The organism is Histidinibacterium aquaticum (genome assembly GCF_008710275.1).
Lineage (GTDB): Bacteria > Pseudomonadota > Alphaproteobacteria > Rhodobacterales > Rhodobacteraceae > Oceanicola > Oceanicola aquaticus.
Genome location: NZ_VYQE01000003.1, coordinates 287312 through 312353 on the forward strand (window position 1 = coordinate 287312; position 25042 = coordinate 312353).

19 protein-coding genes, 1 tRNA gene and 1 other RNA gene are annotated in these 25042 nt (G+C 69.3%); 15 read left to right on the plus strand and 6 right to left on the minus strand.

Annotation, left to right across the window (positions count from 1 at the left end; all coding sequences use genetic code 11):
• Positions 1-4 precede the first annotated feature (4 nt).
• Positions 5-159, minus strand: a non-coding RNA gene (gene ssrS / locus F3S47_RS10935) — 6S RNA.
• Positions 160-404: 245 nt separating this feature from the next.
• Between ssrS and F3S47_RS10940 the strand changes: the two genes are divergently transcribed.
• Complete coding sequence (locus F3S47_RS10940; RefSeq protein ID WP_150445301.1) at positions 405-860, plus strand: MmcB family DNA repair protein; 456 nt, start codon at positions 405-407, stop codon at positions 858-860.
• Here the strand turns inward: F3S47_RS10940 and F3S47_RS10945 are convergent.
• Positions 841-1038, minus strand: a complete 198-nt coding sequence (locus tag F3S47_RS10945; RefSeq protein ID WP_150445302.1) for a DUF6324 family protein — start codon at positions 1036-1038, stop codon at positions 841-843. The genes F3S47_RS10940 and F3S47_RS10945 overlap by 20 nt on opposite strands.
• 122 nt (positions 1039-1160) lie before the next feature.
• Between F3S47_RS10945 and F3S47_RS10950 the strand changes: the two genes are divergently transcribed.
• The 5 genes from F3S47_RS10950 (at position 1161) to F3S47_RS10970 (ending at position 5491) form a co-directional block, all read left to right on the plus strand.
• Complete coding sequence (locus F3S47_RS10950) at positions 1161-2201, plus strand: NAD(P)-dependent alcohol dehydrogenase (RefSeq protein WP_150445303.1); 1041 nt, start codon at positions 1161-1163, stop codon at positions 2199-2201.
• Positions 2202-2287: 86 nt separating this feature from the next.
• A tRNA-His gene (locus tag F3S47_RS10955) sits at positions 2288-2364 on the plus strand.
• 121 nt (positions 2365-2485) lie between these two features.
• Complete coding sequence (locus F3S47_RS10960) at positions 2486-3340, plus strand: putative selenate ABC transporter substrate-binding protein (RefSeq protein WP_150445304.1); 855 nt, start codon at positions 2486-2488, stop codon at positions 3338-3340.
• Positions 3337-4002, plus strand: coding sequence for an ATP-binding cassette domain-containing protein (locus tag F3S47_RS10965; RefSeq protein ID WP_150445305.1), 666 nt, complete (start codon positions 3337-3339; stop codon positions 4000-4002). Before F3S47_RS10960 ends, F3S47_RS10965 begins: the two co-directional genes overlap by 4 nt.
• Positions 3992-5491 (plus strand): PhnE/PtxC family ABC transporter permease, encoded by a 1500-nt coding sequence (locus F3S47_RS10970; RefSeq protein WP_150445306.1) that lies wholly within the window; start codon positions 3992-3994, stop codon positions 5489-5491. The genes F3S47_RS10965 and F3S47_RS10970 overlap by 11 nt, the downstream gene beginning before the upstream one ends.
• Here F3S47_RS10970 and F3S47_RS10975 read toward each other — a convergent pair.
• From F3S47_RS10975 to F3S47_RS10990, 4 genes are all read right to left on the minus strand, one after another.
• Positions 5488-8577 (minus strand): efflux RND transporter permease subunit, encoded by a 3090-nt coding sequence (locus F3S47_RS10975; RefSeq protein WP_150445307.1) that lies wholly within the window; start codon positions 8575-8577, stop codon positions 5488-5490. The genes F3S47_RS10970 and F3S47_RS10975 overlap by 4 nt on opposite strands.
• Positions 8578-8581: 4 nt before the next feature.
• The gene (locus F3S47_RS10980) at positions 8582-9634 is read right to left on the minus strand and encodes an efflux RND transporter periplasmic adaptor subunit (protein WP_150445308.1); all 1053 of its coding nucleotides are present in this window, start codon (positions 9632-9634) and stop codon (positions 8582-8584) included.
• The gene (locus F3S47_RS10985; protein ID WP_150445309.1) at positions 9631-10224 is read right to left on the minus strand and encodes a TetR/AcrR family transcriptional regulator; all 594 of its coding nucleotides are present in this window, start codon (positions 10222-10224) and stop codon (positions 9631-9633) included. The genes F3S47_RS10980 and F3S47_RS10985 overlap by 4 nt, the downstream gene beginning before the upstream one ends.
• 75 nt (positions 10225-10299) lie before the next feature.
• Positions 10300-11757: an MDR family MFS transporter gene (locus F3S47_RS10990; protein WP_150445310.1), complete on the minus strand. Its 1458-nt coding sequence runs from the start codon at positions 11755-11757 to the stop codon at positions 10300-10302.
• Positions 11758-12000: 243 nt separating this feature from the next.
• Between F3S47_RS10990 and F3S47_RS10995 the strand changes: the two genes are divergently transcribed.
• The 9 genes from F3S47_RS10995 (at position 12001) to F3S47_RS11035 (ending at position 25003) form a co-directional block, all read left to right on the plus strand.
• On the plus strand, positions 12001-15552 hold the full coding sequence (locus F3S47_RS10995; protein WP_150445311.1) for a chemotaxis protein CheB: 3552 nt from the start codon (positions 12001-12003) through the stop codon (positions 15550-15552).
• A complete protein-coding gene (locus F3S47_RS11000; protein ID WP_150445312.1) occupies positions 15549-15905 on the plus strand; it encodes a response regulator in 357 nt (118 codons plus the stop codon). The genes F3S47_RS10995 and F3S47_RS11000 overlap by 4 nt, the downstream gene beginning before the upstream one ends.
• Positions 15906-15976: 71 nt before the next feature.
• The gene (locus F3S47_RS11005) at positions 15977-16948 is read left to right on the plus strand and encodes a LysR family transcriptional regulator (protein ID WP_150445313.1); all 972 of its coding nucleotides are present in this window, start codon (positions 15977-15979) and stop codon (positions 16946-16948) included.
• 64 nt (positions 16949-17012) lie between these two features.
• On the plus strand, positions 17013-18749 hold the full coding sequence (locus tag F3S47_RS11010) for a SulP family inorganic anion transporter (RefSeq protein WP_150445314.1): 1737 nt from the start codon (positions 17013-17015) through the stop codon (positions 18747-18749).
• Between the two features lie 60 nt (positions 18750-18809).
• A complete protein-coding gene (gene ade, locus F3S47_RS11015; RefSeq protein WP_150445315.1) occupies positions 18810-20504 on the plus strand; it encodes an adenine deaminase in 1695 nt (564 codons plus the stop codon).
• Between the two features lie 103 nt (positions 20505-20607).
• The gene (locus tag F3S47_RS11020) at positions 20608-22128 is read left to right on the plus strand and encodes a hypothetical protein (protein ID WP_150445316.1); all 1521 of its coding nucleotides are present in this window, start codon (positions 20608-20610) and stop codon (positions 22126-22128) included.
• Between the two features lie 138 nt (positions 22129-22266).
• Positions 22267-23403 carry a DNA polymerase III subunit delta' gene (locus F3S47_RS11025; protein ID WP_150445317.1) on the plus strand — a complete coding sequence of 379 codons (1137 nt, stop codon included), beginning with the start codon at positions 22267-22269 and terminating at the stop codon, positions 23401-23403.
• The gene (locus F3S47_RS11030; RefSeq protein WP_150445318.1) at positions 23400-24206 is read left to right on the plus strand and encodes a TatD family hydrolase; all 807 of its coding nucleotides are present in this window, start codon (positions 23400-23402) and stop codon (positions 24204-24206) included. Before F3S47_RS11025 ends, F3S47_RS11030 begins: the two co-directional genes overlap by 4 nt.
• Positions 24206-25003: an MBL fold metallo-hydrolase gene (locus tag F3S47_RS11035; RefSeq protein ID WP_150445319.1), complete on the plus strand. Its 798-nt coding sequence runs from the start codon at positions 24206-24208 to the stop codon at positions 25001-25003. The genes F3S47_RS11030 and F3S47_RS11035 overlap by 1 nt, the downstream gene beginning before the upstream one ends.
• Positions 25004-25042 lie beyond the last annotated feature (39 nt).

A 25042-nucleotide genomic window follows, 5' to 3' on the forward strand; every position in this document is an offset into this window, starting at 1 on the left:
TGTGGCGGGAACCGCGGCAACCGTGGGGGTATGAATTCCCGAGGACCTGTATGAACAGGTGGGCGCCGGGTAACCGGACCAGGGCCCGGACAGAGCCAGCTCCCTCGGATTTGCTTAAGGCCACTGGAATTATCCCGGTCACGAGAAGCGCAGAAGCCCGCCGCCTCTCGATGTAGAGGTCACCCTCCGCACCGGCAAGAGGCCCGCGAAAATTCCCGCGCCACTCCCTCTTCTGGGGTGAAATATCCCGGGGGAGGCCGCCCGCGGCCGGGGGCGGAGCCCCCTGACCGCGCGGGTCCGCCGGAGGCGGATACCGCGCTGAACCAGCGCGGCCGCAGGCCGCTCCGCAAGGTCGCGCTGCCAGCCGCTTGCGCGACGTTCTCACTTTGTTCATAATCTCCGCCATGGCCGACGATCTTCGCCCCCTCATGCCCGGACAGCTCCTCGCCAGGGGCGTCTGCCGCCACCTGCTCAGCCACGACTTCGTCACGGTGGAGGAGCTGACGCCCGAGCGCGGGTTGCGGGTCGACGTCATGGCGCTGGGGCGCAAGGGCGAGATCTGGGTGGTGGAGTGCAAGTCCTCCCGCGCCGATTTCGCCTCCGATCGCAAGTGGCAGAACTACCTGCCCTTCTGCGACCGCTTCTTCTGGGCGGTGGACGAGGACTTTCCCGTGGAGCTTCTGCCCGAGGAGACCGGCCTCATCATCGCCGACGCCTACGACGCCGAGATCGTCCGCATGGCGCCCGAGGACAAGCTCCCCCCGGCCCGGCGCAAGGCGATGGTGGCGAAGTTCGCGCGGCACGCGGCGCTGCGGGCGCAGCTGGCCCGCGATCCGGGCGTCAGCCTTTCTTCCGCTTGACCGAACGGGCGGCGCGCGCGGCGGCCGCGATTTCCTCGGCGATCTCCTCGGCCTCTTCGGGCTCGAAATCCATCGGGATCTCCAGGCCCTCGGCCTCCACGTAGATCCGGACCATGCCGCGGTCGGTCGGGCCGATCTGAAGGTTCGCCTCGATGTCCTTTTCGGTGTCGATGCCCATGGGGCCTCTCCTTGGCTGCTCCCGCGGATATCGCGGCGCGGGGCCGGTTTGGCAAGGGGCGCTTGACCGGGGCCGCCCGGTGCGGTCTCTCGGTCCGCGACGGAAGATCGGGAGGGGCCGCCATGAAAGCGCTCGTACTGGAAGAGGCCGGACGCCTCGCCCTGCGGGAGATCGACACCGGGCAGAGGCTCGGTCCAGGCGACGTACGCGTCGCCATTCATACCGTCGGGATCTGCGGCTCGGACGTGCATTACTACACCCACGGCCGGATCGGCCCCTTCGTGGTGCGCGAGCCCATGGTCCTCGGCCACGAGGCGAGCGGCACGGTGATCGAGACCGGCCCCGAGGTCACCGGCCTCGCGGTGGGCGACCGGGTCTGCATGGAGCCCGGGATCCCCGACATGACCTCCCGCGCCGCCCGGCTGGGTCTCTACAACGTCGACCCGGCGGTGCGCTTCTGGGCGACGCCGCCGGTGCACGGCTGCCTGATGCCCGAGGTCGTCCACCCCGCCGCCTGGACCTACCGCCTGCCCGACGAGGTCTCCTTCGCCGAGGGCGCCATGGTCGAGCCCTTCGCGATCGGCATGCAGGCCGCGGCCAAGGCTGCCGTCAGCCCCGGCGACATCGCGGTGGTGACAGGCGCCGGACCGATCGGCATCATGGTCGCCCTCGCCGCCCGCGCCGCCGGCTGCGCCCGGGTCTTGGTCGCCGATTTCGCCCGGCCGAAGCTGGAGATCGTCGGTCGCTACCCCGGGATCGAGACCGTGGACCTCAACGAGACCACCGCCGCCGACGCCGTCTCCGCTGCGACGGAAGGTTGGGGCGCCGACCGCGTCTTCGAGTGTTCGGGCGCCGCGCCCGCCCTGCTCGGCCTTCCCGCGCTGGTCCGTCCGGGCGGCACCGCCGTGCTCGTCGGCATGCCGGTCGACCCGGTGCCGGTGGATGTCGTGGGCCTGCAGGCCAAGGAGATCCGGCTCGAGACGGTCTTCCGCTACGCCCATGTCTACGACCGGGCGCTGGCGCTCATGGCCTCCGGCGCGGTGGACCTGAGGCCCCTCGTCTCCGAGACCTTTCCCTTCGAGGAGAGCATCGCCGCATTCGACCGCGCGGTCGAGGCCCGCCCCTCCGACGTGAAGCTCCAGATCCGGCTCGGCGAGGCCTGAGCGGCCCGGATTACCGGTTGCGAAGGCCAGCCCGATCTGGCATAGGCTCCCCCGGTACCGGCCCGGGAGGGCCGATGCCCCCGTGGGCCGCCTTAGCTCAGTAGGTTAGAGCGCTTGATTGTGGATCAAGAGGTCTCCCGTTCGAACCGGGAAGGCGGTACCACCCCTCTCCAGATTGCCCGTGAACCGGTCCGGACCTCGCCATACGCGGCCCCGGCTATGGACGCTCTGCGCGGTGGCGACTAGGAGACGGGCGACCGTCACCGACAGGAGAACCCGCCGCCATGACACGCCTCCCGCCGCTCTGCCTCGCGCTCGTCCTCGCCGCCACAGGCGCCGAGGCGCAGACGCTATATTTCTCGGCCATTCCTGACGAGGATGAGACAGCGCTGGTGACGCGGTTCTCGGCGGTGGCCGACTACCTCGAGGGCGAGTTGGGCGTCGACGTGGAGTTCGTCCCAGTCAAGAGCTACGCCGCCGCCGTGACGGCCTTCCGCAACGACCAGATCCAGCTGGCCTGGTTCGGCGGGCTGACCGGCGTGCAGGCGCGGCTTGCCACCCCGGGGGCCCGGGCCATCGCTCAGGGCGTGGAGGACCCGACCTTCGTCAGCTACTTCATCGCGAACACGGAGACGGGTCTCGAGCCCTCCGAGGATTTTCCCGCCGAAGCCGAAGGCCTGAGCTTCACCTTCGGCGCACGCACCTCAACCTCGGGGCGGCTGATGCCCGAGTACTGGATCCGCGAGGAGACCGGTGAAGCGCCGGAGAACTTCTTCGGCCGCGTGGGCTTCTCCGGCGACCACAGCCAGACGCTGCGGCTCGTCGCCTCGGGCGCCTGGCAGGTGGGCGCGATGAACTACACCGTCTACGACAAGGCCGTCGAGGACGGCGCGCCCGAAGTCGAGGACGCCATCGTGATCTGGGAGACCCCGCCCTACCCCGACTACAACTGGACGATCCGCGGCGACGTGGACGAGACCTTCGGGGCGGGCTTCGCGGACCGGGTGCAGGCGGCGATCATCGGCATGGACGACCCGGACCTGCTGGCGAGCTTCCCGCGCGAGGGCTTCATTCCCGCCGCCAGCGAGGACTTCCAGCCGATCGAGGACACCGCCCGGGCGCTCGACCTGATCGAATGACGCTCGCGCGGCTCGAGGGCGAGGGCCTCTCCTACGGGAGCCGGGCCGTGCTGCGCGAGGTCCGCCTCGCGCTGGAGCCGGGAGAGCGGCTGGTGCTCCTGGGCCGCAGCGGCGCCGGGAAGACGACGCTGCTCAACGCGCTCTACGACAGGCTCGTCGCCTCGGGCCGCCGCGTAGCGCTCGTGCCGCAGGATCACGCGCTCGTGCCGCAGCTCGACGTGTGCCGGAACGTGCTCATGGGGCGGCTCGACGACCATGGCGCGCTGCGCAACCTCGCGACCCTTGTCCGGCCGCGCGTCGCCGACCGGGCCGAGGTCGGCGACCTGCTTGAGCGGCTCGGCCTCGGCGGTCTGGACCGTCGGCCGGTCGGCAGGCTCTCGGGCGGGCAGCGGCAGCGGGTGGCGCTGGCCCGCGCGCTCTACCGTGGCGGCGAGGTCCTGGTGGCGGACGAACCCGTGTCGGCGGTGGACGAGACGCAGGGGGCGGCGTTGCTCGACCTGGTCCGGGAGCGCTTTTCGACCGCGGTTCTGGCCCTGCACGACGTGGGCCAGGCCCGTGCCTTCGCGACACGGCTGGTGGGGCTGAAGGATGCGGAGCTGCTCTTCGACGCCCCGGCAGAGGCGCCCACGGGCGGCGAGCTGGCCGCGCTCTATGCCGAGTGAGGGGCCGAGCCGCCGGGGCGTCGCGCTCGGTTTCGCGGCGCTGGCGCTCGTGCTGCTGCCCTTCGCCGATCTCACGGTGGCGGGACACGATCCCTGGGCGGCGCTCGGGCGGATGCTGGCCGGCTTCCTCCGGCCCGACTTCGGCGCGGTGGAACAGATCGGCCAGGCCCTGGCCGCCACGGTCTTCTTCGCGGTCGCGGGCGTCGCGCTGGGGGCGGTCGCGGGCTTCTGCCTAACGCCCTTCTACCACCTGCGGATCGTGCGCTGGCCCGCCATCGGCGTGCGCTCGATCCACGAGCTCTTCTGGGCGCTGATCCTGATGCAGGTCCTGGGGATCAGCGCGCTGACGGGGGTGCTGGCCATCGCCCTGCCCTACGCGGGGATCTTCGCCAAGGTCTTCGCCGACCAGATCGAGGAGGCCGATCCGCGGCCGGCGGAGGTGCTGCCGCCCGGGGTCGATGCCCTAACGCGCTTCCTCTATGCGCGCCTGCCGCTGATCCGCGTCTCGATGCAGAGCTACACGCTCTACCGGCTGGAATGCGGGTTGCGGTCGAGCGCGGTGCTGGGCTTCGTCGGGCTGCCGACGCTCGGCTTCCAGCTCGACAGCTTCTTCCGGGTGGGCGATTACGGCGCGGCGAGCGCGATCCTGATTTGCTACATCGCGCTCATCGCCACGATGCGGCTCTGGATGCGGCCCTCGACCGCCCCTCTCTGGATCGTCGCCGCCGTGGTCTATCTCGCCCTCCTCCGGAGCCCGCCCATGGGCGAGGGGGCGCTGATCCGGTTCCTGACCGAGGACATCGTGCCCGCGCCGCTCCGCGACGGCTGGGACCCGGGCGAGCTCATGGCCTGGCTCTGGCCGATTCTGAGCCGGGAACTCTGGCCCGGGCTGCTGGCGACACTGCTCGTCGCACAGATCGCGCTGGCGCTCACCGGGCTCGTCGCGATCACGACCTTCGGCCTGATCGTCCGGCGGGTGACCGGACGGGCGGGCCAGCTTGCCGGGCACCTCGGGCTGGTGATCCTGCGGAGCCTGCCGGAGTACATGCTCGCCTATCTCTTCCTGCAGGTCTTCGGGCCGTCGATGCTGCCCGCGATCCTCGCGCTGTCGCTGCACAACGGCGCGATCATCGGCCACCTTCTGGGCCGCGACGGCGAGGCGTTGGTGCCCGGGCTGCGCCGCGACGCGCCGCGGGGGCTGACCCTCTGGGGCTGGGAACTCGCGCCGAGGCTCTTCGGGCCGTTCCTCGCGCTCTGCCTCTACCGGTGGGAGATCATTCTCCGCGAGACGGCCGTTATGGGACTCCTCGGCGTGGCGACGCTGGGCTTCTACATCGACGGCGCCATCGCCGAGTTGCGGCTCGACCGGGCGGTCGTGCTGCTGATCGGCACCGGCCTGCTGACGGCGGCGATCGACCGGATCTCGCGCTCTCTGCGGCAACGGACCCGGGGGGCCCGGCGCATCGGCCCGGTCGAGGGCCGCCGCTAGGTCGGTTCGGCGTCTGCCCGCGCCAGCATCGGATCCGGCCGACCTTCCTTCTCGGCCTTCCGCGCGCCGGGAAAGGCGATGTAGTAGAAGACCGGCGCCGCCACGAGCGTGAGCACCGAAGCGAAGCCCAGCCCGCCCATGATCGTCACCGCCATCGAGGCGAAAAAGGCGTCCCAGAGCAGCGGGATCATCCCGAGGATGGTCGTCGCCGCCGCGAGCACCACGGGCCGCAGACGCGAGGTCGAGGCCTCCACGACCGCCCGGGTGAAGGGCACGCCTTCGGCCCGGGTCAGGTCGATCTCCTCCACGAGCACGATCCCGTTCTTGATGAGCATGCCCGAAAGGCTGAGCAGGCCGAGGAGCGCGGTGAAGGAGAAGGGCAGCCCGCTCCCCAGAAGGCCGAGCGCCACGCCGTTCACCGACATCGGGACGAGCAGCCAGATGATGAAGGGCTGCCGCAGCCGGCCGAAGAGCAGGATCGAGATCAACACCATGACGATGAGAGAGATGGGCAGCTGCTGGCCCAGGCTCTCCTGCGCCTCGGTGGAGCTTTCGTACTCCCCTCCCCACTCCATCGTGTAGCCCTCGGGAATCTCCATCGCCTCGATGTCGGCGCGGATCTCCTGGAAGACGGAGGAGGCGTTGACGCCGGCCGGAACGCCCGCGCCGACCGATATGGTGAAGAGCCGGTCACGCCGCTGGATCAGCGTGTCCTGCACCTCGTAGGCGAAGCCGTCGATCACCTCCTCGATGGGAATGAAGGTGCTCGCCGCCTCGGAGTAGACCGGCTGGTCGATCAGGTGGCCCGTGCCGCCGCCGCTCGCCTCGGGCGTGCGGACGATGATCGGGATCTGACGGTCCTCCTCGCGGTAGGTCCCCGCCCTCCGGCCGTCGGTGGCGGTCTGTAAGGCCGCTGCCACGTCCTCTCGCGTGATGCCGGCGGTCTGGGCGCGTTCTGTCGCGTAGCGCGGGCGCAGCACGAGCTCGCGCTCGCGCCAGTCCGTCCGGATGTCGAGCAGCCGGTCGGAGCCCGCATCGAACCGCTCCTCGGCCTCTTCGGCGAGCGCACGCAGGACGTCCGGGTCGGGCCCGTTGAACCTGACCGCCACCGGCGTGCCGCCGCCGGGACCGAAGGCCAGCCGCTCGGTCCGGAACTCGCCCTGCGGCAGGGCCTGGCGCCCGAATTGCTCGAGGTCCGCGCGGAGGGGCGGGATCTCCTCGATGGTCTCGGTGCGGATGATGGCGTGTCCGTAGGTCGGCAGCGCCTCCTCGCCCTGGTAGGTCAGCATGAAGCGCGAGGCCCCGCCACCGATGAAGGTGGCGTAGGACAGCACCTCTTGCCGCTCCTCGAGCCAGGCCTCCAGCGTCTCCATGTCCTGCGCCGTGCGCCGAATGTCGGCACCCTGGGGCAGCTTGTAGTGGACGTAGAAGATCGGCGTGTTGCTGTCCGGGAAGAACTGCTGCGGCACGCGGGAGAAGCCGACGTAGCAGACCGCCGTCAGCGCGACGAGCGCCACGACCACGAGCCAGCGCAGCTTCAGCGCCAGCCGCAGGACAGAGGCATAGAGCCGGAAGACCGGCCCGCCGTACTGGTCGCCCTCCTCTCCCGTGCCGCGCTTGAAGAAGTAGTGCGCGAGCAGCGGCGTGGCGGTGACCGCCAGCACCCAGGAGAGCAGCAGCGAGATGCCGATGACGGCGAAGAGCGAGAACAGGAACTCGCCCGTCGCATCCGGGCTGAGCCCGATACCGGCGAAGGCCATGATGCCGATGACGGTGGCGCCGAGCAGCGGGATCTGGGTCTTGCCCGCCACGTCCGCCGCCGCCTGGCGCGAGGTCTTGCCGTGGGCCATGTCGCCCTGCATGCCCTCGGCGACGACGATGGCGTTGTCGACGAGCATCCCCATGGCGATGATCAGCGCGCCGAGAGAGATCCGCTGCATCTCGATCCCGCCGAGAGCCATGAAGAAGACGGTGCCTACGACCGTGAGCAGTAGCGTCGCCCCGACCACGACGGCGGCGCGCCATCCCATGAAGAGGGCGAGAACGACGACCACGATCGCGACCGACATGGCGAGGTTCAGCAGGAAGGCGTCCGAGGCCTCCTCCACCACGAGGTGCTGCTGGTAGATCGGGTTCAACTCCACGCCGTAGGGGATGTCGGCCATGATCTGGTCGAGGCGGTCGTCCACCCGGTGGCCCACGTCGACGATGTTGAGGCCCTCCTTGCCGGACACGCCGATGGTAAAGGCCTCTTCCCCGCTGAAGCGCACGATGAGGCCCGGGTCGGGCTCACGGTTGCGGTAAACTCGGGCGATGTCGGTGAGCTCGATGACCTCGCCGCCGACGCCGATGGTCAGGCTCTCGATCTCCTCCACGCTGTCGGAACCGGCGGGGGCCTCGATCCGGATCTCCTGCCCGTTGCTCTCGGCGGAGCCGGCGGAAGCCACGGTGTCGGCATTGGCGACGGCCTGGAAGATCGCCGCGGGCGGGATCCCGAGGTTCGTCAGGATCGCCGGGTCGGGCTCGATGAAGATCGCCTCCTGCGGCAGACCGGAGAGCGTGACGTCTGCCACGCCATCCACGGCGAGCAGCTCGCGGCGCATGAAGTCCGCCATGTCGTGGGTCTCGGCGTCGGTGAAGCCGGGCGCCGTCACCGCGTAGAACAGCCCGTAGACGTCGCCGAAGCTGTCGTTGACGACCGACTCCGTCGCCTCGTCGGGCAATGCGCCCTGGGCGTCGGCGACACGGTTGCGCAGCTTGGTCCAGATCTCGGGCAGTTCGTCGGGCCCGTAGGTCATGTCCATGTCGACCGAGATCCGGCTGATCCCGGGCTTGTTGGACGAGGTGATGTGATCGACCTCCGACATCTGCTGGATCGCCGACTCCAGAGGCTCGGAGACCTCCCGCGCCACTTGCTCGGCAGAGGCGCCGGGGTACTGCGTGATGACCACGGCGGTCTTGATGGAGAAGGACGGGTCCTCCAGCCGGCCGATGGTCGCGAAGCCCCAGACCCCGCCCAGCAGGCAGGAGAGCATGAGCAGCCAGGTCAGGAGAGCCTTGTCGATCGAGGCGCGGGCGATGGACATGGGGTCAGCCTTCGATGCCGGTGAAGCGGCGGACGGTCTGTCCGTCATCGAGGAGCGGCGCGCCGGTGGCGACGATCTCGGTTCCCGCCGGGGGGCCCTCCGTCATGACGATCTCGCCGCTCTCGCGCATCTCGATCTCGATGGGGGTCCGGGTGACCGTGCCGATGTCGGCGTCCTCTTCGGAGGGCTCGAAGACCATGACCGACGGCGCGCGGTCGGGCCCGAAGACAAGCGCGGTTTCGGGCAGCACGATGGCCTCGGCGCCCGAGGCCTGCGACTCCACGGTGACGGTCGTCGCCGAGCCCGGCAGAACGCCGGGGCCCAGGTCCTCGGTGAAGGCCAGCGTCAGCGAGAAGGTCTGGGCGACATCGGCGGTCTCGGCCTCGTACTCGCGCAGCACCAGCGGGTGGCGTTCGTCGTCACCGGGAAAGCTCGCGTACATGTCGAGGCCGTCGGCCTGCGGTCCGGTACGGCGAAAGAGGACCTCGGGAATGTCGATGTCGACACGCATCTCGGACATGTCGTGCAGTCGGACGACCGGCTGCCCGGCCGAGACCGTCGTGTAGTTGGCGACCATCCGGCGGGCGACCAGGGCGTCGAAGGGCGCCTCGAGCGTGGCTTCCTCCAGCTGGTCCTCTGCCTGGTCGAGCGAGATTTCCGCCAGGTTGTACTGGGTCTGCGCGTCGCGCACGCGGACCTCGGCCACGTTGTCACCGGAGAGCTGCTGCAGCCGCTCGAGGTCGCGCTCGGCCTTCTCGAGGTTCACCTCGGCCTGGCGGAGATTGCGGCGGAAGGGCTCCAGGTCGAGCTGGGCGATGAGCTCGCCCTCGGCGACCCTCTGACCTTCGCTGGCCGGGAACTCGATCACCTGGCCGCCCACCTGGAAGGCGAGATCGACGGTCTCCCGGGCGCGGACCCGGCCGTAGAACTGGCGGCGCAGGGCGGTTTCGCCCTCGTTCAGCGTCATCAGCTTCGCCGGGCGCGGCGCGGAGGTGTCCTGAGCGGGAGCGGCGCTCGCGGCGAGGGCCGCGACGAGAAGCGGTGCGAGAAATCTCATGGGTGGTCCAGCGTGACGGGGCCGCCTGCGCGGCCGTTATAGACGTAGTTGGAAAAGGCCTCGCCCAGCATAAGGGCGTCGATCCCTTCGGGCCGGCTCGCCCAGAGGCGGACGAGGCCGAGAAAGGCGCCGGTGAAGAAATGCGCGGCGACGACCTTCTCTTCCCGCGTGGGAGCGGGATGACCGGAGTGAACGCTGCGGTCGATGAGGCCCTCGACCATGCGGGCGAAGCGCACCTCCGGCGTGAGGCCGGGGACACCGCCCAGCAGGGCGTGCAGGCGCGGGTCGTCGCGGTCGAGGTCGGCGAAGATCGAGGCGGTGATGCGCGCCATGTCGGCGCGGGTCGACTCGCACTCGCCGGAGCGCTCCAGCAGCTCCGCATTGCGGCGATCGAGCTCTGCCAGCAGGCCGTCGAGATACTCTCCCAGCATGTCCGAGAGATCGGAGTAGTTGGAGTAGAACGTCGGCCGGGTGACGCCCGCGCGGCGCGTCAGCTCCTCCACCGTCACGGCGGAAAGGGGCCCCTCCGAGAGGAGGGACCGGAGGGCGGCCTGCAGGCGGCTCCGGGTGCGGCGGCGGCGAAGATCCATGGCTGCGACATACGACTTACTTTACAGTCGTCAAGTAAATCGCGAGTTAACGCAGCGTCCACTTGGCCAAAGAGTTCAGCCGCGCTGGTCCGGTGGGCGCCGAACGAAGAAGGCGGCGACGATCATCAGAAGCGAGATGGTGGCCCCAGCGACGAACCCGGCGTGCAGACCGCTCGCCGTCGCCTCCGTCATCGCGGCTCCCTCGGACACCTCGCGCCCGATGCGGATCGACATGACCGATACGAAGAGCGCGATGCCCGCCGCGCCCGAGACCTGCTGGACGGTGCCGATGGTCGCGCTCCCGTGGGAGTAGAGCTCCTTCGGCAGCGACCCGAGGCTGGAGGTGAAGAGCGGCGTGAAGAGCAGCGCCAGCCCGACGCTGAGGACGACGTGGCACACCAGGACGAGCGCGATCGGCGTCTCCGTTCCCAGCGTCGTCATCAGCCAGAGCGACGCGCTCAGGAGGATCGATCCCGGGATCACCAGTCGCCTGGCGCCGACCCGGTCGAAGAGCCGGCCGACGACGGGCGCGAGCAGACCCATGACGAGCCCGCCAGGCAGGAGCAGCAGACCCGCGCCCAGGGGCTCCAGCCCCTTCACCGTCTGCATGTAGATCGGAAGCAGGATGATCATCCCGAAGAGCGACATCATCGCGACGCCCATCATCACGACGGCCACGGTGAAGACCGGGATGCGGAAGGTTCTAAGATCCAGGAGCGCCCTGCCCTTCGGACCGAGGACCAGCTGCCGCCAGATGAAGACCGCGAGCGTCGCGCCGCCCGCGGCCAGCGGCAGCCAGAGCGGGATCGCACCGCCCTCCCCGTGCCCTTCGCCCAGCGACGAGAGGCCGTAGACCAGCCCGCCGAAACCGATGGCGGAGAGCGGGACGGACAGGATGTCGAGCGGCACCTTCCGGGGCTCGGTCACGTTCACCAGCTTCAGGTAGCCCAGCGTCAGCGCGCCGAGCCCGATCGGCAGCATCAGCAGGAACATCCAGCGCCAGCCGAGCAGGTTCAGGATGATGCCCGACACGGTCGGACCGATGGCGGGCGCGACCGAGATCACGATGGAGATGTTGCCCATGGTCCGGCCGCGATGCTCGGGCTCGACCAGGGTCATCACCGTGGTCATCAGCAGCGGCATCATGATCGCCGTCCCGCAGGCCTGGACGACGCGCCCCACGACGAGCGGGCCGAGGCTCGGAGCCATGGCGCAGAGCAGCGTGCCCGCGCTGAAGAAGCTCATCGCCATGAGGAAGACGGTGCGCGTGTGAAACCGCTGGATCAGGAATCCCGTGATCGGGATCACCACCGCCATGGTCAGAAGGAATGCGGTGGTGAGCCACTGGGCGGCGTTGGCGGTCACGTCGAGGTCGATCATGAGCCGCGGCAGCGCGACGCTCATGATGGTCTCGTTCAGGATCACCGTGAAGGCCGAGACCAGCAGCAGCGAAATCACCAGCCGGTTGCGCGCCGACAGGCCTGGACCGGCAGAGGCGGCCTCGGCCGGGTAGGAAACGGACTCGGAGGGCATGGCGCGACCTCGAATGCTGGGGGAGTCGTCCAGCATCGGGCGACTGCCGGCAGGGATCGCCGCGCTGCGGCGGGAAGTCAACCGGGCCGCGACAGCGCGGAGAACGGCTCTCCGGTCCGACATGACGCGACGGGATCAGGCCCGCGCGACGCAATCCGCCGTCCAAGGCGCGGAGACGACTTACAAAATGCGCGAAAGACCGTAGTGTCGACAGGGACAGGTTTACGATTGCGCTCCCGGCCCATGCTTGACGAAAATGCGACCGACCCTCACCCGATCGTCGGTATCGGAGCGTCTGCGGGCGGTCTGGAGGCGTTGAAGTCCCTGGTTGCCGCCATCCCGCCCAACACCGGGGCGAGTTTCGTGATCGTCCAGCACCTCTCGCCGACGCAGGAGACGATCCTCGACCAGCTTCTCCAGGCGGAGACCCGTCTCGAGGTGACGTTGATCCGAGAGTACGAACCGATCGAGGCGAACCGGATCTACATCGTGCCACCCGGGCAGGTGCTCTCCATCGAGCACGACCGGTTCCACCTCACCGAGCGCGACCGGACCGACACGCTGCATCGCCCCATCGACAGCTTCTTCGCCTCCATCGCCCGGTCCTGCGGCCGCGACAGTTATTGCGTCGTGCTGTCCGGGACGGGCTCCGACGGCGCCGAGGGGCTCAAGGAGATCAAGGCGGCCGGCGGTTTCGCGATCGTTCAGGAAAGCCGTAACGCCCGGTTTCCGGGCATGCCCGACAGCGCCGTCGCGACGGGCATGGTGGATTTCGTGCTGCCGGTCGAACAGATCCCCGGCCGCCTGCAGGAAATCATGAGCCACCGCTACCGGCTCCACGCCGAGGGCGACCGGCGCGACCTGCAGCAGGAGATCCAGGAAGGATTGCCCGCGATCATGGGGCGCCTCGCCGAAGTTTCGGGCAACGACTTCAGCAACTACAAGCCGGGCACCCTGGTCCGCCGGATCGAGCGCAGGATGACCCTGATGCGCCAACGGTCCGTCGAGGACTTCATCCAGGCGATCCGCGAGGACGATACCCAGGCCAACCTGCTGGCGCAGGAATTCCTCATCGGTGTCACGCATTTCTTTCGCGACCCCGAGGCCTTCGAGGCGCTGCGGCGCGACGTGATCGCGCCGCTGGTGGCGAGCGATCAGCGCAACATCCGCATCTGGGTGCCGGGATGTTCGACCGGTGAAGAGGCCTACTCCCTCGCCATCCTCTTCCTGGAGGAGATGGACCGCGCCGGGGCAAGCCATGTCCTGCAGGTCTTCGGGACCGACATCGACGTCCACGCCCTGTCCAGCGCGCGCTACGGACAGTTCGGGCCGGCCTCCCTCGAGGGGCTGACCGAAGAGCAGCGCGAACGCTATTTCACACTGGAGAACGGCCAGATGCGCGCCGTCCCGCTGCTTCGGGAGGCCTGTGTCTTCGCGCCTCACAACCTCGTCCAGGACCCGCCGTTTTCGCGGCTCGACCTGATCTCCTGCCGCAACCTGCTGATCTATCTGTCGACCGAGCTGCAGCGGACGGTCATGCCTCGACTGCACTTTTCGCTGCGGCCCAACGGCTACCTCTTTCTCGGTCCCTCGGAAGGTCTCGCCGGAGAGGACGAGCTGTTCGCGCCGGTCCATTCCAAGCTCAAGATATTCCGCAAGAATCCCAAGGCGGCGACCCGCTATTCCGCGCTGCGCGAAACCTTCCCGCGCCCGCGGACGCAGGCCCCTGTCCCGGTGGAGACCGGATCGGCGGGCCGGTTCCCGGGGCACGGGGCCGACTACGGGACGGAAAGCCTCGCGGAGCGCGAGTTCCTGCGCCTGCACGCCGCGCCCTTCGCCCTCGTCACGCGGTCCGGCGAGGTCGTCTATCTCTCGCAACGCATGGCCGAATTCGTGCGCCCGACCCATGGCGTCCCGTCCAGCGCCATCGACGCCTATCTCGCGCGGGAGCTTCGGGTGCCGCTCCGGACCGCCCTCGCCGACTGCGCCGAGACCGGGAAGCCCGCGGTCGCGGAGAACGTCATGGTGGGCTCCGGCGACACCACCGTCGTCTACGACATCGAGGTCAGCCCGACGAGCGACAACGACGACCATTTCCTGGTGAGCCTCAAGCAGGTCCGGTCGCTCGACTCCACGGCGGTCGGCGCCGTCTTCGAGAAGCGCGAGACCGCCGATCGGGACATGCTGGAGATCGAGAACTTCAACCTCCGGCGCCAGCTGGCGAGCGCCATGCAGGAGTACGAGAGCTCCGGGCAGGAACTGAAGAGTTCCAACGAGGAGCTGCTCTCGATGAACGAGGAGCTGCAGAGCTCCAACGAGGAACTCGAGACATCGCGCGAGGAGCTGCAGTCGATCAACGAGGAGCTCGAGACGGTCAACGCGGAGCTGCAGGAGAATAACCGCCTGCTCACGCGGGCGAACAGCGACCTCAAGAACCTCTTCGAGGGGACCGACATCGCGGTGCTGTTCCTGGACCGCAATTTCCTCGTCCGGAACTACACGCCGGCGACGACGAGTATCTTCGGCATCCGCTCGCGCGATATCGGCCGGCCGATTTCGGACCTGTCCTCGCGGATCGAGTATCCGCAGCTCGCCACAGACGCCGAGGAGGTGGACCGGACGCTGCAGACCGTCGAGCGGGAGGTCGTCGTCAAATCCTCCGGCGAGACCTACCTCGTCCGGATCCGGCCCTACCGGACCACGGCCAACGTCATCGACGGTTACGTCCTGTCGTTCTTCGACATCACCGGGCGGAAAACCTACGAGGAGACGCTGAAGCGCAACGAGAAGGAGCTCGCCCGCCAGTACGCGGAGCTGGAGAACCTCTACGACACGACGCCCATCGGGCTCTGCCTCATGGACCGCGAGTTCCGCTTCCTCCGGGTGAACGAGAAGCTCGCCGCGATCAACGGGGTGCCTGCCGACGAGCACGTCGGCCGGACGTTCCACGACCTGCTCCCCGAACTGGCAGACGAGCTGGTGAAACCCTACGCGCAGGTTTTCGAGACCGGCGTGCCGATCATCGGCCAGGAGTTCACCGGTCGGACCCAAGTCGAAACCGACGGCGAGCGTCACTGGATCGCGGATCTCTATCCGGTCCGGTCGGGGGGCGAAGTCTTCGCGGTCGGCGGCTGTATCCGGGACGTGACCGAACAGGCGCGGATGCTGCAGCGGATCACCCGGCAGAACGAGCACCAGAAGCTCTTGCTCGGAGAACTCCAGCACCGGGTCAAGAACACGCTTGCGACCATCAGCGCGATCTCGAAGCTGCTGCTGCGCCCGGAGGAATCCGCGCGCGACTACCAGGCCCGGCTCACCGAACGGCTGGGGGCGATCTCCCGGACGCACGACCTGCTGACCGAGGCCGACTGGACCACGGTCTCGTTCCGGGAGGTGCTGGCCAACGAGCTCAGCCCCTACGGAACCGGTGGCGGAACTGAGTACGCATACGACGGCCCCGATCTGTCGCTCGGAACGCGCGAAACCCTGTCGATCGGCATGGCGCTGCACGAACTGGCGACCAACTCGGCCAAGTACGGCGCACTCTCGGTCAAGGGAGGCCGCATCCTGGTGCGGAGCTCGACCGAAACCCTCGGGGACGGCAGGCTGCGGCAGTCCTTCCAGTGGGAGGAACGGGGCGGGCCGCCGATCGAGACCACGCCGGAACGGAAAGGTTTCGGCACGATGGTCCTGGAGCGGGTACTGGGCCGGGATCTCGAGGCCGAGATCAACATGGACTTCCGTCGCGACGGCCTGGTCTTCACCGCAACCTTCGACCGGCGGCCGGTGTCATGACGGTGATCCTGATCGTCGAGGACGAGAGCCTGATCGCCGCCGATATCGAGATGATGGTCGAGGAGCGGGGCTTTTCCGTGCTCGGCCCCTGCCGGACCGTCGAGGCGGCGCTCGCTGCCGTCGCCGAGGCGCCTCCGGATGCGGCGCTGCTCGATATGAACCTGGGCGACGGCATCACGAGCATCCCCGTCGCGCGCGACCTCAAGACGCGCGCGATCCCGATGGCCTTCGTCTCGGGCTACACCGCCTCCACCATCGACCTGCCGAAGGACCTCGCGGACACTCCGCGCCTGTCGAAACCGATCGCCGAACCCGCCCTGGCCCAGCTGCTGAGGGATCTGACCTCGGGCTGAGCGTCCCAGCGCTCGTCATTTCGGGCGCGGCGCGGTATGACCAACCCGGTATATCTCGAACGGAAAACCGGATGAGCGACACGCCCGAGGGAACGGTCCATGCGGATGTCCTCATCCGCCGCGGACTCAAGCTCACGCACCTCCGCCTGCTCCGCGCCCTGGGTGAAACGGGCCAGGTGAGCGCCGCGGCGGACCTGCTCGCGATGTCGCAGCCCAGCGCCTCGCGAATGATGGCGGATCTCGAGCGGATCGCGGGCACCAAACTCTACGAGCGTCTGCCGCGCGGGGTGGCATTGACCGAGGCCGGCGAAGTGCTTGCAGGGCGCGCGCGGCGGATCACGAGCGAGCTCGACGATGCGGGAGAGGACCTGGCGCTCCTCTCCTCGGGCGTGCGCGGAAGCGTAAGCATCGGCGCCGTCACCGCCGCCGCCGTCGACATCGTCCTGCCGGCCCTGCAGACCCTGAGGCGCAGCTATCCGGACATCGAGATCACGGTCCTGGTGGATACCTCCGACCGTCTGGCGGAGGGGCTGGCGACACGGGAGCTCGACCTCTACCTCGGGCGTCTGACCCCCGCGCTTCCGGCCCGCTCCGTGGAGCTTCGGCCCGTGGGACCGGAGCAACTCGATCTCATGGTGCGCGCGGACCATCCCCTGTTGTCGCGCTCCTCGATCTCGCTCGACGATTGCCTCGCCTTCGACTGGGTGCTGCAGCCGCAGGGACGGCTCCTCCGGCAGACGGTGGAGCTCTACCTGCTCGAGACCGGCTACGGCCTGCCTCCGCGCCACGTCAGCACCTCGTCGATGCTCGTCACCCTGGCGCTCATCAGCTCGACGGACGCCATCGCTCCCTTCGCGCGATCCGCCGCCGGGTTCTTTACCGGGGAAGATCCGCGCCCCTCGCGCTTCGCGGTGCTGCCGGTCGACCAAAGGATGACGGTCTCTCCATACTCCGTCGTCACCCGGAGCGAAGAGCCGCTGTCCGCCTCCGCCCGCATCGTGTTCCAGGCGATCATGGAAGGCGTCGACGCAAAGCGCGCCTGAAGGGGGGGGTGGCCAAAATACATTTCAATTATTAGATGTGTCGGAATTCAGCCGGAGCGCCTCAATGTCCCCCTCCCGATTCCTGCCCGTCCCAGCCTGGGCCCGCCACTACGATCGATCCACCCTCGGCGCCGACCTGCTCGCGGCGGTGATCGTCACCATCATGCTCATCCCGCAATCGCTGGCCTATGCCCTGCTCGCGGGGCTGCCGCCCGAGGCCGGGCTCTATGCCTCTATCGTGCCGATCATACTCTACGCGCTCTTCGGCACCTCCAACGCGCTCGCGGTCGGTCCGGTGGCGGTCGTCTCGCTCATGACGGCCGCGGCGGTCGGCAACGTGGCCGCCTCCGGGACCATGGGCTACGCGACGGCCGCGCTGACCCTCGCGGCGCTCTCGGGGGCGATGCTCCTGGCGCTGGGGCTGCTGCGGATGGGCTTCGTCGCGAACTTCCTGAGCCACCCCGTCATCGCGGGCTTCATCACGGCCAGCGGCTTGCTGATCGCGGCGAGCCAGCTGGGGCACCTGATCGGCGTCCCGGTTTCGGGACATACCCTGCCCGAGATGCTCGCCAGCCTGTGGAACGGCCTGCCCGAGACGAACCTGCCCACGTTGCTACTGGGGGCCGGGGCGACGGCATTCCTCTTCTGGGTCCGAGGCGGACTGGCCAAGATACTGCAAAAGGCGGGTCTCTCGCAGAAGGCCGCGACGATCATCGCCCGCGCGGGCCCGGTGCTCGCCGTGGCCGTCACGACCGCCCTCGTCGCGGGCCTCGACCTGGAGGCGCAGGGCGTGGCCGTGGTCGGCGAGGTGCCGCAGGCCCTGCCGCCCTTCACCCTGCCCGACGTCTCGCCGTCGGTCCTGGCGCAACTCGCCCTGCCCGCCCTGCTGATCTCGATCATCGGCTTCGTGGAGTCCGTCTCCGTCGCGCAGACCCTCGCCGCCCGCCGCCGCGAGCGCATCGACCCGAACCGCGAGCTGATCGGCCTCGGCGCGGCCAACATGGGCGCGGCCTTCTCGGGCGGCTTCCCGGTCACCGGGGGCTTCGCGCGGTCGGTCGTCAACTTCGACGCCGGGGCGCGCACGCCGGCCGCGGGGGCTTTCACGGCGGGCGGCATCGCCATCGCCGCGCTGGCCCTTACGCCGCTCATCCACGACCTGCCCAAGGCGACGCTGGCGGCCACGATCATCGTCGCGGTCCTGTCGCTCGTGGACTTCTCGATCCTCCGGCGGGCCTGGCGCTACGACCACGCGGACTTCTACACCGTGGCCGCGACCATCGCGCTGACGCTGCTCTTCGGAGTCGAGGTCGGCGTCTCGGCCGGCGTGCTCCTGTCGGTCGGGCTTCACCTCTGGCGCAATTCCCGGCCCCATGTGGCCGAGGTCGGGCTGGTGCCGGGCACGCAGCACTTCCGGAACCTCAACCGCCATGACGTCGCGCTGCACGACAAGGTCGTGACCTACCGGATCGACGAGGCGCTCTGGTTCGCCAACGCGCGGTTCCTCGAGGACCTCGTCCTCGGCCGCCTCGCTCGCAGCCCCGAGGTGACCGACATCGTGCTGATGTGCTCCGCGGTGAACGCCATCGACCTCTCCGCGCTGGAAAGCCTGGAGGCCATCGACAAGCGCCTCTCCGATCAGGGCGTCAGGCTGCACCTCTCCGAGGTGAAGGGCCCGGTGATGGACCGCCTCAAGGGCACGCATTTCCTCGAGCATCTCTCGGGCCGGGTGTTCCTGTCGCAGTTCGATGCCTGGTGCGCCCTCTGCGGCAGCGCGAAGCGGGCGGAGCCTGCGGCGGAATAGTCCGCTGGACCCTCCGCCGCAAAGCCTGTTCTCTGCGGGCGACAGCTGACGGAGGGCGACATGGCCGATCTCGAGACACGCATCGCACAGGGCCGGGGCGACGAACCGGCCGATCTCGTCCTGCGCGGGGGCGAGGTCCTCGACCTCGTGACCGGAGAGCGGATCGCGGGCGACGTGGCGATCTGCGGCGACACCATCGTCGGCATCGGGCAGGACTACGAGGGCCGCGAGGTCGTCGACGTCTCGGGCCTGACTCTGGTTCCGGGCTTTATCGACACGCACCTGCATATCGAGAGCTCTCTCGTCACCCCCTTCGAGTTCGACCGCTGCGTCGCGCCGCGCGGCGTCACCACGGCGATCTGCGATCCGCACGAGATCGCCAATGTCGTCGGCGTCGAGGGGATCCGCTACTTCCAGGAGGCCTCGCGCCGGACGGTGATGGATATCCGCGTGCAGCTCTCCTCCTGCGTTCCCTCCAGTCACATGGAGACCGCCGGCGCCGAGATCGGGGCGGAGGACCTGCGGCCCCTCATGGGACACGCGTCAGGCATCGGGCTGGCCGAGTTCATGAACTACCCCGGCGTGATCCACCGCGACCCCGGCGCCATGGCCAAGCTGCGGCTCTTCGAGGGCGGACACGTCGACGGCCACTGCCCGCTGCTCTCGGGCAAGGACCTCAACGCCTACGCCGCCGCCGGCATCCGCACAGAGCACGAGGCGACGAGCGCCGAGGAAGCCCGCGAGAAGCTGCAACGGGGCATGCGGGTCCTGATACGCGAGGGCTCGGTGTCGAAGGACCTGCACGCCCTGCAGCCGCTCCTGACCGAGCGGACGGCGCCCTACATGTGCCTCTGCACCGACGACCGGAACCCGCTCGACATCCACGAGCACGGGCACCTCGACTACATGATCCGCGAGCTCATCCGCCTCGGCACGCCGCCGCTCGCCGCCTACCGGGCCGCGTCCCTCTCCGGGGCGGAGGCCTTCGGCCTGAAGGACCGCGGCCTCGTGGCCCCAGGATACCGCGCGGATATCGTGGCGCTGCGCTCGCTCGAGGACTGCGACGCGGAGATGGTATGGTGCGCCGGGCGGCGCGTGGGGCCCGAGGCCTTCGCGGCCCGCGAGGAGATCGCCCCGGTGGGCCGCGACTCGGTGCGCGCCCCCCGGCTCGCTCCGGAGAGCTTCCGGATGGCGGCCAATACCGAGGCGACCGACGTCATCGGTATCCGGGAGGGGCAGATCCTGACGGATCACCTCAGCGAAGACGTCCCCATCACCGACGGCGACAAGCGCCCCGACCCGGCGCGCGACCTTGTGCGCATCGCGGTCGTCGAGCGGCACGGGAAGAACGGAAACATCGCCACGGGCTTCGTGCGCGGCTTCGGCATGACCACGGGCGCCATCGCCGGGACTGTCTGCCACGACCACCACAACATCGCCTGCGTCGGCGTCGACTATGCCGACATGGCGCTCGCCGCGAACCGCCTGGCCGAGATCGAGGGCGGCTTCGTCGTGGCCCGGGACGGCGAGATCCGGGCCGAGCTTCCCCTCCCCGTCGCGGGTCTCATGTCGCTCGATCCCTTCGAGGAGGTCCGGGACCGGCTGGTGGCGCTCCGCGCCGCCGCGACGGATCTCGGCGTCACCCTGGAGGAGCCCTTCCTCCAACTCGCCTTCCTCGCCCTTCCGGTGATTCCGGCGCTGAAGATCACCGACCGGGGTATGGTCGACGTGACGAAGTTCGAAATCATCGGCTGATCTCGCCGCCAGGGCAGCTTTCATCTTTCGGACGGCCTCTTGCCAAGAATTGGCCCAGCATGGGGGCGAGAACCCCTGGGACGATTGCTTGGGGGAGGTCCGGTTGAGTACCAGTGAACCGCTTTCGGGTCCGGCACGGATCACGACCGGACCGGCGTGGGCCCTGGCCGGGCTGCTGATCGCCGTTGTCGTCGGCCTGGTCGCCCTGGGCGCATGGAGCGCGACGGGCGGGCCGGCCTTCCGGCTCGACGACGCATACATCGTGCTCAACAACGCCGCGGCCATCGTGGGCGGAGACGCGAGCTTTCCCGAGGTCCGGCCGCTCCACGGCTCCACGAGCCTTCTTCACACGCTCGCCGTCTTCCTGCTGGGGCTGGCCATGCCGCCGGATGCCGCCCTGTTCTGGCTTGCCTGGGGCGCCGTGCTTGCCCAGGCGCTTGCCGCCCTGTTCCTTGCGCGGGAGTTGCAGCTTTCACTCGCCTTCGGTCTCGGCCTTGCGGCCCTCACCGCGACGGCAGGCGACTTGATCCGGGTCCAGGTGAACGGGCTCGAGACCGGCTGGATGGTGGCGGCGATCCTGTGGGTGCTGGCCCTGGCCGCAACCAGACCCACCCGCCCCTCGGTGGCGATCCTCGCGGGCTGCTTGCCGTTCATTCGGCCGGAGCTTGCGATCCTGTCGATCGTCCTCCTGGCGCACGGCCTGTGGCACATCCGCAGCCGGTCCGATCGCCGGGCCGCGATGGCCTTCGCCGGCACGTTCCTGGCCGTCACCGGCGCGCTGTGCCTGTTGCAGTACTGGCTGGCGGGCACCTTCCTGCCCGTGACGGGCGACGCCAAGAAATACTTCTTCGAGACGAGCGTCATGCCCTGGGATGAACGGGCGGCCCTCAGCGGGACGACGCTGATGCGCTTCGCCTTCTTTGCGGGAGGCCCCCTGCTGCTGGCATTGCTCGTGCCCAAGGGGACCTTGGCCAGGCTCGCCGTCGCCTTCGCCCTCGTGGCGACCCTCGCGCTCGCGGTCATGCACACGGCGATCCTGCCTCAGAACTGGATGAGGTATCTCTATTTCGTCCTGCCTGTCGCGGTGTTCTCGCTCGCCATGCTGAGGGCGTCCGACGCGCCGGGCTCTCGCCGTGCGACGATGCTGATCCTGGTGGCCGGACTGGCTTTCAACATCGCCGCCTCGGTGCCCAGGCTGGGGGATCACCTGGGCGTTCTCGCGGCCAAGCGCTCCACGCTCGAGCAGACCTCCGACTGGATCAACCGGAACCTGGAACCGGAGACCCCCCTGCTCATCCACGATATCGGCTACGTCTCCTGGGCCACGTCGCAGCGTCTGTTCGACATCGTCGGACTGCGCTCGCCGGAGGCTGTCCCGATCAACCGCGCATTGCGGTACCAAAGGGGAGCGGAGGGACAGGCGGACGCGCTCGAGGCGATGATCGACGTGTCCGGCTCCTGCACGTTGCTCGTGAGCGATGGATGGAACAGCATCGCCAATTTCACGGGCAGCTTGAGGGGCCGGGGCTGGAGCGTCTTGCCCCATCCGGCCGGACACCCACCCGGGCATCAGGTCTATCTGCTCGAGCACATCGACCGCAGGACCTGCAACGGCCGAGACTGAGCGGCGACCGCTCGTCTCGAGTCCGGGCTTTGGCGCCCCGCCGCCGGATGCCCGTGGCGAACGCCGCGCCATCGAATTCTCGCCCCGGAAGACGCGGGGGCGATTGCGCGGCTCCGGGCTTTGGGGGAGAAGCGGGGCATGGCCGATCCTGCCGATCTCCCCGATCCCGACCGCCTGCCGGGCGCACCGCACCCGCGCGAGACGCCGCGGCTATTCGGCCAGGAGGCGGCGGAGGCCGCGTTCCTCGAAGCCTACGGGTCGGGGCGGCTGCACTCTGGATGGATGCTGACCGGGCCCCGGGGCGTGGGCAAGGCGACGCTGGCCTGGAAGATCGCGACCTTCCTGCTCGCCGAGCCGCCGCCCGGGGACGGCCTCTTCGGCCCCCCGCCCGTGCCGGAGACCCTCGAGGTCTCCCCCGACAACCCGGACGCCCGACTCGCGAGGTCGGGGGCGCATCCCCGGCTCCACCTCGTCCGGCGCGGGCCCAACGACCGGGGCGACCGGCTCTCGGCCGAGATCCGGGCCGATGTCGTGCGGGGGATGAAGCGCTTCTTCCAGCTATCGGCCACGGACGGCGGGAGGCGGGCGGTTATCGTCGACGCCGCCGACGAGATGAACGTGGCGGCCGCGAACTCGCTCCTGAAGGAGCTGGAGGAACCGCCCGCCCGCACGACGCTGTTGCTGGTCGCGCATGGGCCCTCCCGGCTCCTGCCAACCATCCGCTCGCGCTGCCGCGAACTGAGGCTGCGCCCTCTTGGGCCCGAGGACATGGAGCGGGCGCTGACCCAGGCGGGCGTCGAGACCGCAGAGACCGCGGCCATCGCGACGCTCTCGGAAGGCTCGGTGGGCGAGGCGATCCGCCTGGCGCAGGGCGACGGGCTCTCGGTCTACGGCGACCTGGTTCGGCTCTTCGAAGGCCTGCCCCGGATCGAACGCCCCGCTGCCATCAAGCTCGCCGACAGTTGCGCCGGCCGGCAGAACGACGCGCGTTTCGAGCTGGTGCTGGACCTGATCGACCGCTTCCTCGCGCGGACGGCGCGGGCCGGGCTGCAGGGCGCTCCCTCGGTCCAGGGCGCGCCCGGAGAGGCGCGGCTCCTGCCCCGTCTCGCACCGGGGCCGAAGGCGTCGCGGGCCTGGGCGCAGCTGGCGCAGGTGCTCACCGAACGCTCCCGCCACGGGCGGGCGGTCAACCTTGACCCTGCCAGCCTCATCCTCGATATGGTCCTGAAGATCGAAGAGACGGCCCGCGCAGAGGCCGCGTCCGAGGTTTCATGAGTGCCATTCCCCAGATCGTCGACAGCCACTGCCACCTCGACTTTCCCGACTTCCAGGGAGAGCGGGATGCGGTGATCGACCGCGCCCATGCCGCCGGCGTGACGCGGATGGTGACGATCTGTACCCGGCTGCGGACCGAGCCGCAGGTGCGCGCCATCGCCGAGGCGCACCCTTCTGTCTTCTACGCCGCGGGCACGCACCCGATGTCTGCCGCGGACGAGCCCATGGCCTCCGTCGACGAACTGGTCGATCTGGCCAGGCATCCCAAGTTCGTGGGCATCGGCGAAAGCGGGCTCGACTACCACTACACCGCCGAGAGCGCCGAGGTGCAGAAGCAGTCGCTGCGCATCCACATCGACGCGGCGCGCGAGACCGGGCTGCCGCTCATCATCCACGCCCGCGACGCGGACGAGGACATGGCGGCGATCCTGCGCGAGGGCCATGACAACGGGCCCTACCCCTGCGTGATGCACTGCTTCTCCTCGGGACGGGGCCTCGCGGAGGCCGCGCTCGACATGGGCTTCTACCTCTCGATGTCTGGGATCTCCGCCTTCCCGCGCTCCACCGAGCTGCGCGAGATCTTCGCCGCCGCCCCGCGCGACCGGATCCTCGTCGAGACCGACAGCCCCTATCTCGCGCCGCCCCCGCATCGCGGCAAGCGCAACGAGCCCGCTTATACCGCGCACACGGCGAAGGTCGGGGCCGAGACCATGGGCATGGACTACGCCGACTTCGCCGCGCAGACCTCGGCGAACTTCGACCGGCTCTTCTCCAAGGCCGCGGCCTGGTCCGGGACCGCCTGATGGCGACACTGGAGATCCGGATCCTGGGCTGCGGGTCCTCCGGCGGCGTGCCGCGCCTCGGCGGCCACTGGGGCGACTGCGATCCCGGCGACCCGCGCAACCGGCGCCAGCGATGCTCGATCCTGGTCACCCGGACGGGGCCCGAGGGCACGACCCGCGTGCTGGTGGACACGACACCCGACATGCGCAACCAGCTCCTCGAGGCGGGCGTGGGCACGCTCGACGCGGTGATCTACACCCATGCCCATGCCGATCACGTCCACGGGCTCGACGACCTCCGGCAGATCGTCTTCAACACCCGCACGCGGTTGCCGGTCTGGGCCGACGGACCGACGGCGGAGGCACTGCTCGACCGCTTTGCCTATGTTTTCGTCCAGCCCGAGGGCTCGCCCTACCCGCCGATCCTCGACCTGCACCGGATCGATGGCGACACGGTGATCGACGGCGCGGGCGGCGAGATCCGGTTCACGCCGGTGCCGGTCAGTCACGGATCGATCGACGCGCTCGGCTTCCGGATCGGCGACGTGGTCTACCTGCCGGACGTGGCCGACATCCCTGCGGACAGCTGGCCGCTCCTTGAGGGGCTCGATTGCTGGATCCTGGACGCGCTGCGTCGCGAGCCGCATCCCACGCATGCCCACCTTGCCAAGTCGCTCGACTGGATCGAGGTCGCCGCCCCTCGCAAGGCGGTGCTGACCAACATGCACATCGACCTCGACTACGAGACCGTCGCGGCCGAGACCCCCGCCCATGTCGAGCCCGCGCATGACGGGCTGACCCTCACCTTCGAGATCTAGGTGCCGCACTCTCGTCGCCGGTCTCCGCTCCCTACACGC

Coding starts and splice junctions, on each gene's coding strand:
- F3S47_RS10940 (WP_150445301.1), top strand. CDS start 405: ATGGCCGACGATCTTCGCCCCCTCATGCCCGGACAGCTCCTCGCCAGG.
- F3S47_RS10945 (WP_150445302.1), bottom strand. CDS start 1,038: ATGGGCATCGACACCGAAAAGGACATCGAGGCGAACCTTCAGATCGGC.
- F3S47_RS10950 (WP_150445303.1), top strand. CDS start 1,161: ATGAAAGCGCTCGTACTGGAAGAGGCCGGACGCCTCGCCCTGCGGGAG.
- F3S47_RS10960 (WP_150445304.1), top strand. CDS start 2,486: ATGACACGCCTCCCGCCGCTCTGCCTCGCGCTCGTCCTCGCCGCCACA.
- F3S47_RS10965 (WP_150445305.1), top strand. CDS start 3,337: ATGACGCTCGCGCGGCTCGAGGGCGAGGGCCTCTCCTACGGGAGCCGG.
- F3S47_RS10970 (WP_150445306.1), top strand. CDS start 3,992: ATGCCGAGTGAGGGGCCGAGCCGCCGGGGCGTCGCGCTCGGTTTCGCG.
- F3S47_RS10975 (WP_150445307.1), bottom strand. CDS start 8,577: ATGTCCATCGCCCGCGCCTCGATCGACAAGGCTCTCCTGACCTGGCTG.
- F3S47_RS10980 (WP_150445308.1), bottom strand. CDS start 9,634: ATGAGATTTCTCGCACCGCTTCTCGTCGCGGCCCTCGCCGCGAGCGCC.
- F3S47_RS10985 (WP_150445309.1), bottom strand. CDS start 10,224: ATGGATCTTCGCCGCCGCCGCACCCGGAGCCGCCTGCAGGCCGCCCTC.
- F3S47_RS10990 (WP_150445310.1), bottom strand. CDS start 11,757: ATGCCCTCCGAGTCCGTTTCCTACCCGGCCGAGGCCGCCTCTGCCGGT.
- F3S47_RS10995 (WP_150445311.1), top strand. CDS start 12,001: ATGCTTGACGAAAATGCGACCGACCCTCACCCGATCGTCGGTATCGGA.
- F3S47_RS11000 (WP_150445312.1), top strand. CDS start 15,549: ATGACGGTGATCCTGATCGTCGAGGACGAGAGCCTGATCGCCGCCGAT.
- F3S47_RS11005 (WP_150445313.1), top strand. CDS start 15,977: ATGAGCGACACGCCCGAGGGAACGGTCCATGCGGATGTCCTCATCCGC.
- F3S47_RS11010 (WP_150445314.1), top strand. CDS start 17,013: ATGTCCCCCTCCCGATTCCTGCCCGTCCCAGCCTGGGCCCGCCACTAC.
- ade (WP_150445315.1), top strand. CDS start 18,810: ATGGCCGATCTCGAGACACGCATCGCACAGGGCCGGGGCGACGAACCG.
- F3S47_RS11025 (WP_150445317.1), top strand. CDS start 22,267: ATGGCCGATCCTGCCGATCTCCCCGATCCCGACCGCCTGCCGGGCGCA.
- F3S47_RS11030 (WP_150445318.1), top strand. CDS start 23,400: ATGAGTGCCATTCCCCAGATCGTCGACAGCCACTGCCACCTCGACTTT.
- F3S47_RS11035 (WP_150445319.1), top strand. CDS start 24,206: ATGGCGACACTGGAGATCCGGATCCTGGGCTGCGGGTCCTCCGGCGGC.